Genomic DNA, 16,813 nt, shown 5'->3' on the forward strand with positions numbered 1-16,813 from the left:
CCTCATTCCTGACGGGCCGCCGAGACACTTTGACGACCGTCGGCGCAGCACACGAAGCCGAGGTCGGAAATGAGGACGTGATGTCCACCCAGATTGGCGCCGGGTTCGAGGTGCTTGTCTGCCCGGAACGGGCCGTGCCGAGGAGGGACGCGCAGGCGGTGATCCGGACCATCACCCCCGGGGTTCCGCTCAACCAAGCACGTGACCGTCAGGCCAGCCCCGTTCGCGGGTCCTCGCCCAGCGGTGTCGGAGCCGCATCGGCCTGCCCGCGCGACAGCAGCGGCTGGAGCAGCAACAGCGCCTGAACGCGGTTCTGCACGCCCAGTTTGCGGAACGTCGCCCCCAGATGCGCCTTCACCGTCGCCTCCGTCACGCCCAGTTCGCCGGCCACTTGCTTGTTCGACCGCCCGTCGGCCGATGCCAGCAGGGTGCGGAACTGTGCGCTGGACAGGCTGTCCAACAGCGCACGCAGCGAGGCGGCCCGGTGCGGTCGCTCGCCCTCCTGCGGGAAGACAGTGCCACCATTGGCGATCCGGCTGAGGTGCATCGTCAGCGTATCGAACGACTGCGTCTTGTCGAGATAGCCCGCCGCGCCCAGCGCGCGCGCCGCCTCCGCCTGTTCCGCGCGATACCTGTCGGAAATCAGCGCGATCGGGGTCGTGCCGATCTCATGCTGGATGCGCATGAACCCCGCAAAGCCGCCCGCGTCCGGCAACATATCGTCCAGCACGACAAGCCGATACCGGCCGTGCCGTCGTATCAGTGCCTGCGCCTCCGCGATGGTCGCGGCCTGGTCGATGACGGCGGCGGCGGCGACGGCGCGTATCGCCAGGCACAGCCCCTCGCGCGTGACCGGATGATCGTCGGCAATCAACACGCGCCCAGGACCGTTCATGCAGGCCTCCGTGAGTTTTACACACGATCCTGCAAGCTAGATTAAGTAGTTACCGCAGTTCAAACGAAAAAACCGCTATATTGGAGTTACATAGGTTATCGCCACTCGCAGCTCAGAGGGCCGGGCCCCCGCTTCAGTGTTCGCAAGCTATCCCCTCGCCGCACAATCGACGTTGAAGTTCCTGCACGCGAGTTTGTGCGCTTCACCGAGGGCGCGACATGCCGCGATCATCCGCGCCGTTAGACTTTGGTCCAACCCGAAGCCCCTGCAGCGACTCGTTTAACTACTTGGAAAGAGGCGAAAAAGAAAAGCCAATACCGCATTATTACAGCGGGGGCGAACGTGACGCGACGGGCCGATCATACCGCCATTATGGTGGATCCGCGGCGGGGGGCCGGGGGCGGCGGCACATGGCGGCCTGTCGGCTGGCTCGCCCTCCTGTCCACCCTGATACTGGCCGTCCCGACGATGACGTCCGCGGCCACCCCGGCGGGTTCGACGATCGTGAACACCGCTTTCGCGACGATGGATGGAGAGGGCCGGGATGTCCGCATCGCGTCCAATGCCGCCGCCCTGACCGTCGCCGAGATCCTGGACGTCAAGCTGGCCCTGGCCGCCACGGAGCCGCACGTGCCGCGCGGGCAACTCGCCGCGGTGCCGTTCACTCTCGCCAACACGGGCAACGGGCACGAAGCCTTCGCGATCAAGAGCGAGGGCGGTGTCGCCGTCCAGACGTTCGCGATTGATCGCGACGGCGACGGCCGGTTTGATCCGGCGGTCGATCTGCCTCTCCGCGCCGACGCCGTGACACCGCCGATGGACGCCGGCGCGACGGCCAAGCTGCTGGCGCTGGTCCAGGGTGACACAGCCGGCCCGGCCGACCTGATCGTCCAAGCGCACGCGCAGACCGCGTCCGGACAGCCGGGGTCGGTTCATGTCGGCGAAGGGGATGGCGGCGGCGACGCGATCGTCGGTCCCGGCACGGCGTCCGACACCTTGCGCGTGACCTTCACGGTCGATGACGACGCCACAGCGCCGAACGTCACGCTGACCAAGACGCAGCAGGTCACGGCGCCGGACGGCGGCACCGCGCCGGTGAAGGGGGCCACGGTTGCCTATTCCATAGAGGCGCGCTTCGAGGGCGGGGCCCCCTTGCGCGACGCTCACCTGACCGATCCCGTTCCCGCCGGCACCCGCTTCGTGCCCGGCAGCCTGCTGCTCGACGGGCAGGCGCTGACTGACGCCGCCGACGGCGATGCCGGCCGCTGCGACGGCGCAAGCATCGACGTGTCGCTCGGCGATGTTGCCGGGCCGACCACCCACACCCTCCGTTTTCAGGTGACGATCCAATGAGGAACTCTGCGATGATCCGTTTACACCGTTGCTGTATCGCCCTTCTGATGGCGTCGGCGCCCGTCGCCGCGTCGGCGGCAAGTCCGATCGAGCTGACGGCGCGGGTGCTGGTCGAACAGCGTCAGGCCGCCGCCGACGGTACGACGCGCATCGTTCTGGTCCCGCCCGCCCGCGTCACGCCGGGCGACGCGATCGTCTACACGCTCATATATCGCAACACCGGCAGCCAACCGGTGCCCGACCTGGTCGTCGCCAGCCCGGTTCCCGGCAACCTGCTCTACGCCGGCCCGGCCGAGAAGGCGGCGGTGCCAGAGGTGTCGGTCGACGGAAAAGCCTTTGCCCCACTGGCGCAACTGCGCGTCGACGGACGACCCGCAATCGCCGCCGACGTGCGCGCGCTGCGCTGGCGCATCGCCGCCCCGCTGACCGGCGGCGCGGCCGGACAGGTCGCCTTTCGCGCGATCGTGAAGTGAGCGCCCAACCACCTTTCACCAGAGGACGTGCATGATGAACCGTATCCTTTCACCCGTCGCCCTGCTGGCGGGCACCGGCGCCGGCCTGTTGATCGCGCCGCAGGCACTGGCTCAACAGGTCAGGTCCGGCACCGCCGCCGGCGTCTCCATCTCCAACCAGGCGACCGTCAGCTATTCGGTCGGCGGATCGTCGCTGACCACCAGCTCCAACACCGCGACCTTCGTGGTCGACAAGAAGATCAACCTGGCCGTCGCCGAGCTGGGCGGCACGCCGACGATCGTGGCGCGCGGCGCGACGGATCAGGTGACGACGTTCACCGTGACCAACCTGACCAACGCGACGCAGGATTTCCGGTTGGAGGCGGATCAGCAGGATGTGTCCATCCCCCTGCTTGGCACCGACGACTTCAACGTGACCAGCGTTCGCGTCTTCGTCGATTCGAACGGCAACGGCACGTACGAAGCGGGCGTCGACCGGGCGACGTTCATCGACGAACTGGCGCCAGACGCGACCGTGACCGTGTTCATCGTCGCCAATATCCCCGATGTGGCCGGGATCACGCAGGCCAATGTATCGCTGAACGCGATCGCGGCGAATAGTGGACAGGCGGGAACACTTGGCGGCGACGTCGTTGCGACGCCGCTGACCACGCCCGATTCCCCGACCACGGTGGACATCGTCTTCGCCGACGACACCGGTCTGCTCGACCAGCCGCGCAACGGGCAGCAGCGCGCGTTCGACGCCTATCGCCTGGGCAGCGCGGTAGTGACGTTGAGGAAATCGGCGCGTGTGTTGAGCGATCCGGTGAACGGGCTGGCCAGTCCCCACGCCATTCCCGGCGCGGTGGTTGAATACTGCATCACCGTCAACAATGCCGGGCCGAACGTCGCCAACGGGATCACGGTGACGGACGCCCTGCCGGCGAACACGGACTATATTTCCAACTCGCTGACGGTCGGCGGTATCGGCACGGGCGACACCTGCGTCCTCAACGGATCGATCGAGGACGATGATGCGGTGGGGGCCGATGAAAGCGATCCCTACGGTGGTTCGTTCGATGGCGCGACCGTGCGTGCGACGCTGCCGTCGGTGACGCCGCTGGTCCCGCTGAACGTCGGGTTCCGCGTCACCATCCGATAAGGTCAACAAGCAGGAGCAGATTCGGCTCCGGCGCCACCCGCGCCGGAGGACGGCACAGCTATGCCTATCGTCCGCGCCATCCTCTCCACCGCTTCGGCGGTCCTGCTGACCCTGGCCGGTGCCGGGGTGGGCGCGGATTCGCCGGCGCGCGGGCAGACCATCAGCAACACCGCCCGGCTGACCTTTTCCGCGGATGGCAACCAGCGTAGCGTGTCGTCGAACACCGTTTCGCTGTCGCTGCCGCGTGTCACGAAGCCGACGCGCCTGACGATCAGGCATCCCGGCCCCCATTACCAACTGCGCGGCGTCGGATGCACGAAGACACCGACGCTGACCACGACGCCGTCGCCCGTCTCGGACGCCGACCTGGCGGAGACGGCACCCTTGGTGTCCGCGCAGGAAGACGATGTGCTGATCTTCGTGCTGGAGGCACCGGCGGAGAACAAGGATCCGGCCAGGCAGGATACGGCGCGCATCGAGTTCGAGGCCGGCCGGACGCGCGGTGAGATCGTGCTGACCGAAACCTCTGCGAACAGCGGCGTCTTCGCCGGTGGACTGCCCGCCACCGCGCCGGGCGGAGAGGAATCCTGCGGCATCCTTATCACCAGGACCACGCAGGTGCGCGTTCACTATGTCGGCAGCGATGACAGCGCGCCCGCGGACGGGTCGGTGCTGATCGATCCGGAAGGCGAAGTCTTCGATTCCCGTACCGGAGTTCCCGTGGACGGCGCGATCGTCACCCTGATCGATGAGGATAGCGGCCAGCCAGCGGCGGTGGTGGGTGACGACGGGGTCAGTGCCTATCCCTCCACCGTCGTCACCGGCAGCCTGGTCGTGGATGCGCGCGGCGACCGGTACCAGATGGGGCGGGGCCGGTTCCGCTTCCCTCTGGTGGCCCCAGGCCGCTACCGGCTGAAGGTCCAGCCGCCGCCCGGCTATGTCGCGCCGTCCCGCGCCACTCCGGCGCAGATCGCCGACCTGCCCGAGCATCGGGGCCGGTTCCGCATCATGGACGCATCCTATGGCGGCGTGTTGATCGTGGAGGGCGTGGAGCCGATCCGCGTCGACGTCCCGATCGATCCGCCCGGCGCGGATGCCAATCTGGTTCTGGACAAGGTGGCGTCGACCCATGTCGCGGCCTTCGGCGACTTCGTGCAATATCGGCTCGACCTGCGCAACACGGGCTCCACGCCGGCGCGGGACGTCACCATCATCGACCGGCTGCCCCCCGGCCTGCACCTTCGGCCCGGATCGATCCGGGGGCTGGCGGAGCCACAGGTGACGCCCGACGGTCGTGAGCTGCGCTTCGCCGTGCCGGCGCTGGCGGCCGGTGCCGCCACGCGCGTCACCTATCTGGTGGAGGTGACCGCCGCCGCCCCGACAGGCGATGCGATCAACCGGGCGACCGCGGTCGCGCCCGGACTTGGCGCCAGCAACGAGGCGAGCGCGGCGGTGCGCATCACCGCGCCGCTGTTCACCGATGCTATGACCATCACGGGCCGCGTCACGGCCGGGAATTGCGGCGATCCGGCATCGACGCTGACCGGCATGGCGGGCATCCGCCTGATGCTGGAGGATGGCAGCTTCGTGGTCACCGACCGCGACGGGCTGTACCATCTGGAGGGGGTGCGCCCCGGCACGCATGTGGTGCAGGTCGACCGCGACAGCGTTCCCGCGACCCATGCGCCGGTCGTGTGCGGTGGCGACACCCGCGCCGCCGGCGACGCGGCCTCCCGCTTCGTCACGGGCGGCGGCGGCAGCCTGCACCGCGTCGACTTTCAGCTTCGCCCGACCGGCGCCGTCGCCACGCCTCGTTCGCTCGACACGGACGGCACGCCCGAGGCGGAGGCGCTGGCCGCCGGCAACCGGGCCGACTGGCTGGCCCGCGCGCAGCCCGGCATCGGCTGGCTGTTCCCGGAGATCGACCACAATCCGCGTGCCCCGGCGGTGCGGGTCGTGATCCGGCACCTGCCCGGACAGCGGGTTGCGCTGCGCCTGAACGGCGCGCCGGTCGATCCGTTGCGCTTCGAAGGTACCGAAAGCGATCCCGCACGCGGCGTCGCGATCTCCAGCTGGAGCGGCCTGTCGCTGCACGACCGCGACAACCGGCTGGAGGCGCGTGTGCTGGATGCGGGCGGCGCGGTCGTCGCGACGCTGGATCGCACGGTGCATTATGCCAATGTGGCAGCACGCGCGAGCTTCGTGGCCGCGGGGTTGACGCTGGTGGCGGATGGCCTGACCCGGCCGCTGGTGGCTGTGCGCGTCACCGACCGCGACGGGCGGCCGGTCCGCGCGGGCACTCCCGTCCCGTTCCGCGTCGAGGCGCCCTATCTGGCCTGGCAGGAGGCCGCGACGCGTACCGCGCGACCGCTGTCGCGGCCGGATGCCGACGCAACCGTCGCCCGGGTGACCGGTGACGCGGGTCTGGCGCTGATCCCGCTTCAGCCGACGCGACAGGCCGGACTGGCACGGATCGCCGTGGTGACGACCGATCGTGGTGTCGAACAGGTCAGCGACGTTCGCGCCTGGCTGGCCGCGCCGTTGCGCGACTGGGTGGTCGTCGGGTTCGGGCGCGGCACGATCGGCCACGATGCCCTGTCGCATGCAGCGCCGCTGCCGTCGCGTGCACGCGGGCCGCTCAACGTCGACGGACAGCTCGCGCTGTACGCAAAGGGTCGGATCAAGGGATCGTGGCTGCTCACCACTGCCTATGACAGCGACCGGCGGCGCGATCCCGATCGCGGCCTGCTCGGCATGATCGATCCCGACCGTTATTACACCGTCTATGGCGACGGCACCTTGCAGGGCCATGATGCGGCGACGCGCGGCAAGCTGTACGTCCGGCTGGAGCGTCGCGAGTTCTACGCGCTGTACGGCGATCTGGAGACCGGCCTGCTCGATACGCGACTGACCCGGTACAGCCGCACGGTCAATGGCATGAAGGCGGAATATGCCGGTCGCCGGGTCATGTTCTCCGCATTCGCGGCGCGCGACGACAGCCGGTACGGCCGCGACGAGATCCAGGGTAACGGGCTGAGCGGCCCGTATCGCCTGTCCGTCCGCGACATCGTGCCCAACAGCGACAAGCTGCGCCTGGAGACACGCGACCGTTTTCGCTCGGAACGGATCGTCGCGACCCGCCAGCTGACGCGGCACCTCGATTACGACATCGACTCTCAGGCCGGCACCATCCGCTTTCGCGAACCGATCCTCAGCCGCGATGCCGCGTTGAACCCGAACTTCATCGTCGTCGATTACGAGGTCGACGCCGGCACCCGCAAATTGGCGGCGGGCGGTCGTGCCGCGCTGAAGATCGGTCGCGCGGAAATCGGCGGCAGCGTGCTGCGAGACCAGGGGCTGGCGCCCGGTGCGACCATTGCCGGCCTGGACATGAAGCTGCAGGTGGCGGCCGGCACGACGCTGCGCGCGGAGGCGGCGAGCGGCGGCAAGGGCGGGGTGCGTGACGGTGGCGCCTGGCTGGCGGAGGTCGAGCATCACGGTGCCGCCGCCGACGTGCTGGCCTATGCGCGCCAGCAGGATGCCCGCTTTGGCCTGGGCCAGCAGGATGCCCGCTTTGGCCTGGGCCAGCAGAATGCCGGCGAGGCCGGCACCCGCAAGGTCGGCGCGGACGGGCGGCTGAGGCTGGGTGAGCGGCTGTCGCTGACCGCATCGGGCTGGATGCAGGACCAGCTCGGCGACGGCGGCCGGCGCGTTGCGGGAGAGGCGCGGCTGGAATACCGCCGTACGGCCGGGACCGTGTTCGCGGGCGTACAGTTCGCAACCGATCGCGGCATCGGCAGCGGCCCGGATGCTGCCGGCACGCGTACGTCGCGCCTGCTGACGCTGGGCGGCACGCAATCCTTGTTCGACGACCGGGTGAAGGTGGACGGCCAGGCGCAGGTCGCGGTCGGCGGCCATGACGAGAGCGTGGACTTCCCCGCGCGCCAGAGGATCGGCGTGACGTGGAAGCTGGACGACGCGGTGCGCCTGGTCGCGGCGCATGAGGATGCGGTCGGGCAGGACTTCCACGCCAAGACATCCCGGGTCGGATTCGACGTCGCGCCGTGGGCCGGCGCGCATCTGCTGGCGACGTTGAACCAGGGCGGGGTATCGGAAAACGCCGCGCGCACCTTTGCGCAATATGGCCTGAACCAGTCGCTGCCGATCGGGAAGAACTGGACGGTCGATGCGACGCTCGACTCCAGCCGCACCGTGGCGGGGCGGATAGACGCCGACGATCTGCTCAGCCGGTACCATCCGCCTGCGGGCGGCGGCGTGATCGGGTCGGGCATCGCCGCGGCGGATGCGCTGGACGGCGACTTCACCGCCGCGACGCTGGGCGCGAGCTATCGTGCGGATCGCTGGTCGTGGACGGGACGGGTCGAGTATCGCGACGGCACGCGGGAGAGGCGCTGGGGTCTGACCAGCAATCTGGTCCGCACGCTGGGTGAGGGCAGCACGCTGGCATCGGCGGTGCGGGCATTCCGGGTGCGTGACGCGCTTGGCGCCACCTCGTCCACCGCGACCGCCGACCTCGCACTGGCGCTGCGTCCACTGGGCAGCCGCTGGTCGGTGCTGGAACGCTTTCAGCTGCGCGGAGATGCGATCACGGCGGCGGGGTCGTCCGGTAACCCGCTCGCTCTCCCCTTGCTCGCCGACGGTGTGGCGCGAACCATGCGGGCGGTGAACATGATGGCCGTGAACTACAGCATCAACGCGGCGGGAGAGGGGCGCGGGTTCGAGGCCAGCCTGTTCCACGGCGCCAAATATGTGCGCGGCCGCTATGCCGATGAGACGGTGGAAGGATTGATCGACGTGATCGGCGTGGAAGTGCGCCAGGACCTGCACCCGCGCGTCGCGGTCGGCGTGCAGGCGAGCGTGCGGCACAGCTGGTCCAGCAACACCCTGCTGGTGTCCGCCGGCCCATCGGTCGGCGTGTCGCCCGCGACCAACATGTGGCTGACGCTGGGATACAATGTCAGCGGCTATCGCGACCGCGATTTCGACGGGGACCGGTGGAGCCGACGCGGCGCATATCTGACCATGCGGATGAAGTTCGACCAATCCCTCCTCGGAGGGCGGCGATGATCCGGGTGCGAGGCCTGTGCCTGCTGCTGCCTGTGGTGCTGTTGCTGCTGCTGCCGCGCGCCGCGCATGCCGCGCCGATCACCGTCACCAAGACGGCTCAGCTGGTGTCCGACCCGACCGGCAACACCTATCCCAAGGCCATTCCGGGTGCGGTGTTCGATTACACGATCACCCTGGCCAACCCCACGCTGAACGCGGCGGCGAGCGGCATCGTGCTGGAGGATGCTATCCCGCCGCGCACCGAGTTGCGGGTCAGTGACATAGCGCTGCTGACGCCCGGCCCGGTGGCGTTCAACGGCGGGCTGCTCGGCACCAGCGGGCTGGGTTACACCTTCACCAGTTTCGACAGTCGGGGCGACAGCATCGAATTCTCGTCCGACAACGGAAAAAGCTGGACCTACAGGCCGCAACCCGATGCCGATGGCTATGACAATCGCGTCACCAACATCCAGGTGAAGCTGACCGGATCATGCGTCGCGGGCGCGTCGGCCTCCCTCCGCTTCCGCGTACGCCTCCGCTGAACGAAGGCGTACGCGCGTCAGCCCAGCGCCTTGCGCACCAGGCGGCGCGTGATTTCCGCCGTGACGCCGAAGACCATGTGCGACGCCAGCGTGTAGGCGTGACCGGAGGCAGGCGTCTTCCACGGCGCCGGGCCGAGCCCCACCGCCGGCACCGCCGCCTCGTCCAGCAGGCCCGCCACCGTGCCGCCAAAGGCCGTGCCCAGCCCCGACGTCACCGCGGGGCTGGCCTCCGCGGCCATCCCGTAGGCGAGGCCCAGCCCAGCACCCAGCGCGTAGTGCACGCCTTGGCCCGCCGCGTCCTTCTTGTCGTCGGGCACGTCATGGCCGGTCGTCGCGCGGGCGATCCGATCGGCGGCCTTGTTGGTGGCCGGCTCGTCTTCGTCGTCGGAGGATGAGGAAGACGCGGCGGTCAGCACCGCCTGGAACCTGTCCATCGCGAAGGAGGCGACCAGTCCGGCGGCCAGTCCCGCCAGCGCACCCTTCCACATCATGTTCGTTTGTTCGCTCATGCCCGCTCAATCGATTGACGCGGCGATGGTTTCCCCGGCCGAACGCAAAATGCCGCCCGCCGGGATCGATCCGGCGGACGGCACCTTTTCGCGCGCGATGCTTCGTCAGTCGCGCAGGGCGTTTTCCGACAATCGGGTGATCGGCGGCAGCAGGTATGACAGCACCGAACGCTTGTCGCCCAACAGGCTGACGCTGGTGACCATGCCCGACGCGATCGGGAGCGCCCGGCCCGACTTGTCGGTCGGCCCGGCATGCGGCACCCGAATGCGGACCAGATAGGCGCTTTCCCCGGTACGCTGGTCGACCTGCGCGTCTGGGGATATCTACGCAACGCTGCCCGTCAGGCTGCCATAGATCGCCGCCTCATATGCGGTGACGTTGACGGAGGCAGTCTGTCCGGGCGCGACATGACCGATACCCTGCGGGCGGACCTTCACCTCCACGATCAGCATGTCGTCGTCGGGCACGATCTCCACCAACGGCTCGCCTGCGCGAACGGCGGCGCCGACGGTCGCGACCAGCAGCTTGTCGACCCGGCCGCTGCGTGGCGCGCGCACGATCGTGCGGTCCATGCGGCTTTGCAGGGCGGGCATGCCGCGTGTCCTTGCCTCCAGCTCCGTACGCGCGGCGGCCAGATCGTCGGCGGTCTGCACCTGCCACTGGCCCCGATCGCGGACGAAGGTGGCGCGCGCCTCCGCCACGGCCACCTGCGGCGGGCGCGATCGGCTCAGTCATCCTGGCGGAGGTGGCCCGTTACGTGGTGATCGGCGTCGGATAGCGGCAGATCGGCTTTTCGTTCTGGCGACAGGATGCGGCCGCCGCGCTCGCCACCGCGTTGCTGGTGGCGGGGTGGGTGGCGCTGCGTCACGCGCTGGGCTGGGGCGGGCCGCTCGTCGGCATGCATCTTGGTGGCTGACCCCTTAGCGGATAAGGACACGGCAACAATGACCGCTTCGCGCATCCTCTTCGTGCAATTCGCATGCGACTTCCTGGAGGCGCACCGCCTGCTGGAGAGCAGCGGCGCCGAAGCCTATTTCGGCCACGGCTACGTCCTGGAACAATTGGGGCGCATCCAGGCTGAGGTGGGGGAGACCGCCATCCTGTGCTGCCTGTCGGGCAGCCGCTATCAGGAGGCCTTGCCCTCCGGCGTCACCGTGATGGGCGCCGACGCGCATTCCGACAAGCAGAGCGCGCAGGTCATGCCATGATGGAGGCGTTCCGCCCCACGCATGTTGTCGTGCTGACGCCGATGCCGCGCATCCTGCGCTGGGCGCGGCGGTCGGGTTCGCGTGTGCTGTCCGTCTTCGCCGACAGCTTCAGCGCCGGGCCGCTGCACCGCTTGTGGCGCTTCGGCCGGCTGCACGCGCAGCTCAACGACCGCCGCGTCGAATGGGTGGCCAATCACGGCCGCAACGCGTGTCGCTCGCTGGTGCGCATCGGCGTAAAGGCGGCAAAGGTCCTGCCCTGCGATTTCCTCCAGGTCCGCCGCCCGCATGATCGCCCGGCGAAATCCGGGCCGGGGGAGCGGCGCTCCACGCTGTTCTTCGCCGGGGAAGTGATCGCGCTGAAGGGGGTCGGCGACCTGGTCGAGGCGATCGCCGACCTGAAACGACGCGGCCTCGACGTGGGCCTTCAGATCGCGGGCAAGGGCGCTGCCGACACGTTCCGCGACCTGGCGGACCGGCTGGGCGTCGCCGATCGTGTCGAGTTTCTGGGCACCGTTCCCAATGCCAACGTGCCGGACCGGATGCGCGCCGCGGCGGCCATGGTCGTGCCCAGCCGCCACCGCTATCCGGAAGGGTTGCCGCTCACCATCTACGAGGCGCTGTGTTCGCGCACCCCGCTGATCGCGTCCGACCATCCTATGTTCCTCGGCAACCTGACCCACGGCGAGACCGCGCTGATCTTCCCGGCCGGGCAACCGGCGGCGCTGGCGGACCGGGTCGCGGCGTTGTTTGCTGACCCCGCCCTGTACCGCCGCCTTTCGGATGCCGCGCAGCGGGCGTGGGAGGGGTTGCAGATCCCGGTGAAGTGGGGCGACCTGATGTTGCGCTGGAGCAGGGGGACGGACGAGGACATAGCCTGGATCCGCTCCAACACGATCACCTATATGGAGGACGCGGCATGACCGCATTGCCGCTTCTCGCCGGTGTCGAACTGGGCGGGACCAAATGCGTCTGCATCCTGGCGCGGGGTCCCGACGCGATCGAGGAGGAGGTGCGTATCCCCACCACCCGGCCGGACGAGACGCTGGCGGCGGTGGAGGCCGTGCTGGAACGGTGGCGCGGTTTCGCGGCGCTCGGCATCGCCAGCTTCGGACCCGTCTCGATCGACCGGCATGCGGGCGATTACGGCCATGTCACCGCGACCCCGAAACCGGGCTGGTCGGGCGCCGACATCGCGGGGCGCCTGGCGCGCGTCGCGGGCGTGCCCACCGGCTTCCACACCGATGTGGTCGGGGCCGCTCTGGCGGAGGCCAGATGGGGCGCGGCGGAGGGGCTGGCCGACATGGCCTATGTCACCGTGGGCACCGGCATCGGCGCGGGCCTGATCGCCGGCGGCCGGCCGGTGGACGGACTGGGGCATGGCGAGTTCGGGCATCTGCGCCCCGTGCGCATGGCCGGCGACGACTGGGTCGGGGCATGCCCTTTCCACGGCGCCTGTGTGGAGGGGCTGGCATCCGGCCCGGCGATCAAGGCGCGCGCCGGCCAGTCGGCGGAATCGCTGGATCTGCACGATCCCGTCTGGGACGGCGTCGCGCATGCGCTGGGCCAGTTGTGCCATGCGCTGGTGCTGACCGGCGTGCCGCGCCGCATCGTCATGGGCGGCGGCGTCATGGTCGGCATGCCGCATCTGTTTCCCATGATCCGCACCGCGACGACCCGCAGCCTCGCGGGCTATGTGTCCTCGCCGGACGTCGCGCTGGCCGATACGTTCGTGGTTCCCGCCGCACTCGGCGGACGGGCCGGGCCGCTCGGCGCGATCCTGCTCGGGGCGCAGGCGCTGGAGGAACGGCTGGGGGCCGCGTTTACCACCTCTTAACCGCGCCGGGTTACGCCTTCGCAGGATTTGTCCCGGAATTCGGCCGATCGGTGAGCGGCGGGATGCAGGCCTGCGAAAGGGGGGTGGCATGCGGATACTGATCGTCGATGACGAACAGGCGGTTCACGACAGCTATCGTCGCAGCTTCGCGGCCGCGGGCACGGATGCGCGCGCGTTGCGCGACATGGCCAGCGAGCTGTTCGGCGGTTCCGATGATCCGCAGGTCGATGCCGACGAGCCGGTCGCCTTTGTGCTGACCCATTGCTTTACCGGCGAGGAGGCGGTGCGCGTGGTCGAGGACGCTCGCGCCGATGCCGAACCGTTCGCGGTCGCGTTCATCGACGTGCGCATGCCCCCCGGCATCGACGGGCGGGAAACGACACGCCGCATCCGCGCAATCGACCCCGACATCAACCTGGTCATCGTGACCGGCTATTCGGATTTCTCCCCGGCGGAGATCAGCCGGGTCGCAGGTCCGCCGGATCAGGTCTTCTACATCGCCAAGCCGTTCGAAGTGGCGGAGGTGCAGCAGACCGCCACCGCGCTGGCGACCCGCTGGGCGGCGGATCGCGACCTGGCGCAGGCTCGCGCACTGCTCGCCGCGCAGGTCATCCAGCTGGAGGAGCAGGCCGCCGAACTCGCCGCCAACGAAAGCCGCGCCATGCACATGGCGATGCACGATTCGCTGACCGACGCGCCCAATCGCGCCGCGTTCCAGCGCGCGCTCGGCAAGCGGGTCCGGCGCAAGGGCCTGTTCGCGGCGGCGATGATCGACCTCGACCGGTTCAAGCTGGTCAACGACACGCTCGGCCACCTCGCCGGGGACGCGCTGATCCGCGAAATCTACGGCATCCTCAACCGCACGGCGCCGGACGGTGCGGTGGTCGCCCGGCTGGGCGGCGACGAGTTCGGCATCCTGTTCGACACCGATTGTGCCGACAGCGCCTGCATGGCCTGCAACCGCATGGTGTCCGCGTGCGCCACCACCATGACCGTGTTCGGCCACACGGTGCGCGGCGGTGCGTCAGCCGGCCTTGTCGTGGTCGATGGCGCGGAGGGGTGCGATCCTGTCGACGTGATGCGCCGCGCGGACCTGGCCCTGAACGATTCCAAGCGGGCCGGGCGCGGCGTCGTGCGTATCTTCGACGAAAGCATGGACGAGGGCATCCGCTTCCGCCGCCGGATCGAGGGTGGGCTGTCGCAGGCGCTGGAGCGGGACGAGCTGACCTTGTCCTATCAACCCATCGTCTCGCGCGACACGCTGGAGGTTGTCGGGTTCGAGGCGCTGGTACGTTGGGAAACGCCCGATTACGGTTCGGTCAGCCCGGCGATGTTCATCCCGATCGCGGAGGAATCGAACACCATTCACGAACTGGGCGACTGGGTGCTGGCCGCCGCCCTGGCGCAGGTGCGGACGTGGCCGGGCCAGTATGTGTCCGTGAACTTCTCGCCCCGCCAGTTCCGCCGGCCCAATTTCGTCGGTCACATCGTACAGGCGGTTCAGCATGCCGGTGTGGAGCCGTCGCGCCTGCAGATAGAGATCACCGAAACCGCGATCTTCGACGACGCCGATCGCGCCGCCGACACGCTGTACCGCCTGCGGCAGATGGGGTTCCGCATCGCGCTGGACGATTTCGGCACCGGCTATTCCAGCCTGTACAACATCCGCAAATTCGCGCTCGACAGCCTGAAGATCGATCGCAGCTTCATCGACGGCATGGGGCGGGAGCGGGAGTCCGCCGCCATTGTCCATTCCATCATCCATCTCGGCCGGGCACTCGGCCTCGGCATCATCGCGGAGGGCGTGGAGACGGAGGCGCAGGTGCAGGCACTGCGCATCGCCGGGGCCAGCCATCTGCAAGGCTTCTTCTTCTCCAGCCCGATCGACGCCGGCACGGCACAGGCGATGGCCGATCGCCGCTTCATTGGCGGTACCGATGACGATGAGGAGCCGGCGACCGGCGCGTCCAGGGTCGGGTCCGGCACCTGATGCCCGGTCGGGCGGCCTTCGTCCGACGCCTGCGTCGCCGCCTGTTCCGGCCCGCTTCGCTGGGCGTGAAGCTGGCGATGATCCTGGCGGCGGCGGGCGCGGTGGGCGCGATCGGCGTCACGCTGATCCTTGCCGCCGTCGTGACGCCCAGCCTCCACGCCCTGCAACGTGCGGAGACCCAGGCCGATCTCGACCGGGCGCGCGGGGCCATCGTCGATCAGGGCCTCGCTGTGGAGAGGATCACTCATAATCTGGCCGATGGACCCGCGATCGCCGGGTCGGGCACGGTTCCGGACGATGCGGCCGGCACCGCGCGTCTTGCGGCGGACGGCGGCGTCCTGGGGGTGACGTGGCGTGAGGAGGCGACGTCCATCACACGCTCCGCCAGGCGTGCGGCGTTCCGCTCCGCGCTCGCCGGGCTGGACCTGCCCCGTGTCCTGCACGGGCACAGGTCCGGCCATGTATTCATGCGGCTGGATGGCGCGCTCGTCGCCATCGGTGTCGCCACGGTCCGCGATGGGGAGCCGGGCGCGGCCTTCGTCGCGGCGGCGCGGCCGGTTGCGGCATCGGACCTGTCGCGTATTCTGCGACGACCGGTCATGCTGGACCTGCCCGGCGGCACGGCATCCGCCGACCCGCGCCGCGCAACCGTTCCGATCATCGGGCCCGACCGACATGTCGTCGCGGTGATCGGGATCGATGTCCGATCGGACGTGACGGTGCTGGGCCGGCGCATGCTGTTGCTGGCGATCGGCGGTTCGATCCTGCTGATCCTGGTGCTGCTCGCGGTGCTGCGTCGCGCCATCGCGCACATGGTGCTGCGCCCGCTGGCCCGAATGGACCGCCACATGCGCCTGGTGCGCGACCATGGCACGCTGATGATGCTGGAAGACGACCGCCGCCGGGATGAGATCGGCGCACTCGTTCGCAGCCACAACGCGATGCTGGCGCAGCTGGGTGCGCTGCGCGAACAGGTCGCGGTACAGGGCTTCGCGCTCGGCCGGTCGGAAAATGCCGTGGCGGTGATCCACAATGTCCGCAACGCGCTCAGCCCGATCAGCACCATCCTCAGCCAGGGTGTCGCCCGCGCGGCCCCCGTCGATCGCCCCGCGCTGGACCGTGCGCTGGCCGAGCTGGCGTCCGGCGACATTCCCGTGGCCAGGCGGCACAAGCTGGTCGCCTTCGTCGCGGCGGCCATCGAGGCGGAGGAGCGCGCCCGCCACGCCAACCGCACGGAACTGCAAACCGGGCGAGAGGCGATGGCACAGGCGCTCGCGATCATCGGCCTGCAGCAACAGCACGCGCTGGAGCGCCCGGCGCTGCAATCCTGCGACGTGGCGGAGGTCATCGCCCGCAACGCCACCATCGCCCGCTATTCGCAGATCGCGTCGATCGGCTTCGCCTTTCCCGCCGCGCCCAGCCCGGTGTTCGCCAACTGCCTGATCCTGTCGCAAGTGGTCGGCAACCTGTTCGTCAACGCGGCGGAGGCGATCGCCGCGACCGGGCGTGGCAGCGGCACCATCGCGGTGACCGTGACGCGCAGCGGCGACACGGTGACGATCCGAATCCGTGACGATGGGGAGGGGTTCGATCCCGCTGTCGCCGGCCGGCTGTTCGGACGCGGCTATTCCACGCGCGATCACAAATCCGGCGGCCTCGGCCTGCATTGGTGTGCGAACGCCATGATGTCGATGAACGGCGCGCTTCGCCTGGAGAGCGAGGGGCGCGGGCGGGGGGCCTGTGCCGTGCTGACCCTGCCTGCCGCAGGGGCGCTGGCCCTCTCCGACGCAGCGTAGGCGC

The 16,813-nt window shown here is 69.4% G+C and carries 14 protein-coding genes; 10 read left to right on the forward strand and 4 right to left on the reverse strand.

Annotation, left to right across the window (positions count from 1 at the left end; all coding sequences use genetic code 11):
• Nucleotides 1–208 precede the first annotated feature (208 nt).
• Entirely contained in the window at nucleotides 209–895 is a 687-nt protein-coding gene (locus BMX37_RS05625; RefSeq protein WP_093664499.1) for a response regulator transcription factor, read from the reverse strand.
• A 468-nt stretch (nucleotides 896–1,363) separates the two neighbouring features.
• On the opposite strand from BMX37_RS05625, the gene BMX37_RS05630 reads away from it, so the two are divergent.
• From BMX37_RS05630 to BMX37_RS05650, 5 genes are read left to right on the forward strand one after another with little or no spacing between them, the layout of a single operon-like run.
• The gene (locus BMX37_RS05630; protein ID WP_170841858.1) at nucleotides 1,364–2,248 is read left to right on the forward strand and encodes a hypothetical protein; all 885 of its coding nucleotides are present in this window, start codon (nucleotides 1,364–1,366) and stop codon (nucleotides 2,246–2,248) included.
• A 47-nt stretch (nucleotides 2,249–2,295) separates the two neighbouring features.
• Nucleotides 2,296–2,721: a hypothetical protein gene (locus BMX37_RS05635; RefSeq protein WP_093664501.1), complete on the forward strand. Its 426-nt coding sequence runs from the start codon at nucleotides 2,296–2,298 to the stop codon at nucleotides 2,719–2,721.
• 31 nt (nucleotides 2,722–2,752) lie between these two features.
• Complete coding sequence (locus BMX37_RS05640) at nucleotides 2,753–3,862, forward strand: DUF11 domain-containing protein (protein ID WP_093664502.1); 1,110 nt, start codon at nucleotides 2,753–2,755, stop codon at nucleotides 3,860–3,862.
• 60 nt (nucleotides 3,863–3,922) lie between these two features.
• Nucleotides 3,923–8,950, forward strand: coding sequence for a DUF11 domain-containing protein (locus tag BMX37_RS05645; protein WP_093664503.1), 5,028 nt, complete (start codon nucleotides 3,923–3,925; stop codon nucleotides 8,948–8,950).
• Nucleotides 8,947–9,471, forward strand: a complete 525-nt coding sequence (locus tag BMX37_RS05650; RefSeq protein ID WP_093664504.1) for a hypothetical protein — start codon at nucleotides 8,947–8,949, stop codon at nucleotides 9,469–9,471. The genes BMX37_RS05645 and BMX37_RS05650 overlap by 4 nt, the downstream gene beginning before the upstream one ends.
• A gap of 17 nt (nucleotides 9,472–9,488) precedes the next feature.
• On the opposite strand, the gene BMX37_RS05655 is transcribed toward BMX37_RS05650, so the two are convergent.
• The 3 genes from BMX37_RS05655 to BMX37_RS05665 form a co-directional block, all read right to left on the reverse strand.
• Entirely contained in the window at nucleotides 9,489–9,980 is a 492-nt protein-coding gene (locus tag BMX37_RS05655) for a DUF1440 domain-containing protein (RefSeq protein WP_093664505.1), read from the reverse strand.
• Between the two features lie 105 nt (nucleotides 9,981–10,085).
• Nucleotides 10,086–10,241: a hypothetical protein gene (locus BMX37_RS18735; RefSeq protein ID WP_170841860.1), complete on the reverse strand. Its 156-nt coding sequence runs from the start codon at nucleotides 10,239–10,241 to the stop codon at nucleotides 10,086–10,088.
• A 63-nt stretch (nucleotides 10,242–10,304) separates the two neighbouring features.
• Nucleotides 10,305–10,682 (reverse strand): beta-barrel domain-containing protein, encoded by a 378-nt coding sequence (locus tag BMX37_RS05665; protein WP_139198032.1) that lies wholly within the window; start codon nucleotides 10,680–10,682, stop codon nucleotides 10,305–10,307.
• A 243-nt stretch (nucleotides 10,683–10,925) separates the two neighbouring features.
• Here BMX37_RS05665 and BMX37_RS05670 point away from each other — a divergent pair, with 243 nt between their 5' ends.
• The 5 genes from BMX37_RS05670 (at nucleotide 10,926) to BMX37_RS05690 (ending at nucleotide 16,809) form a co-directional block, all read left to right on the forward strand.
• Nucleotides 10,926–11,189, forward strand: coding sequence for a hypothetical protein (locus tag BMX37_RS05670; protein ID WP_093664508.1), 264 nt, complete (start codon nucleotides 10,926–10,928; stop codon nucleotides 11,187–11,189).
• Nucleotides 11,186–12,109: a glycosyltransferase family 4 protein gene (locus BMX37_RS05675; protein ID WP_093664509.1), complete on the forward strand. Its 924-nt coding sequence runs from the start codon at nucleotides 11,186–11,188 to the stop codon at nucleotides 12,107–12,109. Before BMX37_RS05670 ends, BMX37_RS05675 begins: the two co-directional genes overlap by 4 nt.
• Entirely contained in the window at nucleotides 12,106–13,023 is a 918-nt protein-coding gene (locus tag BMX37_RS05680) for an ROK family protein (protein WP_093664510.1), read from the forward strand. The genes BMX37_RS05675 and BMX37_RS05680 overlap by 4 nt, the downstream gene beginning before the upstream one ends.
• 88 nt (nucleotides 13,024–13,111) lie before the next feature.
• The gene (locus BMX37_RS05685; protein WP_093664511.1) at nucleotides 13,112–15,013 is read left to right on the forward strand and encodes a putative bifunctional diguanylate cyclase/phosphodiesterase; all 1,902 of its coding nucleotides are present in this window, start codon (nucleotides 13,112–13,114) and stop codon (nucleotides 15,011–15,013) included.
• Nucleotides 15,013–16,809, forward strand: a complete 1,797-nt coding sequence (locus BMX37_RS05690) for a sensor histidine kinase (protein ID WP_093664512.1) — start codon at nucleotides 15,013–15,015, stop codon at nucleotides 16,807–16,809. The genes BMX37_RS05685 and BMX37_RS05690 overlap by 1 nt, the downstream gene beginning before the upstream one ends.
• Nucleotides 16,810–16,813 lie beyond the last annotated feature (4 nt).

Origin of the sequence: Sphingomonas gellani, assembly GCF_900110035.1 — a bacterium.
GTDB lineage: Bacteria > Pseudomonadota > Alphaproteobacteria > Sphingomonadales > Sphingomonadaceae > Sphingomonas > Sphingomonas gellani.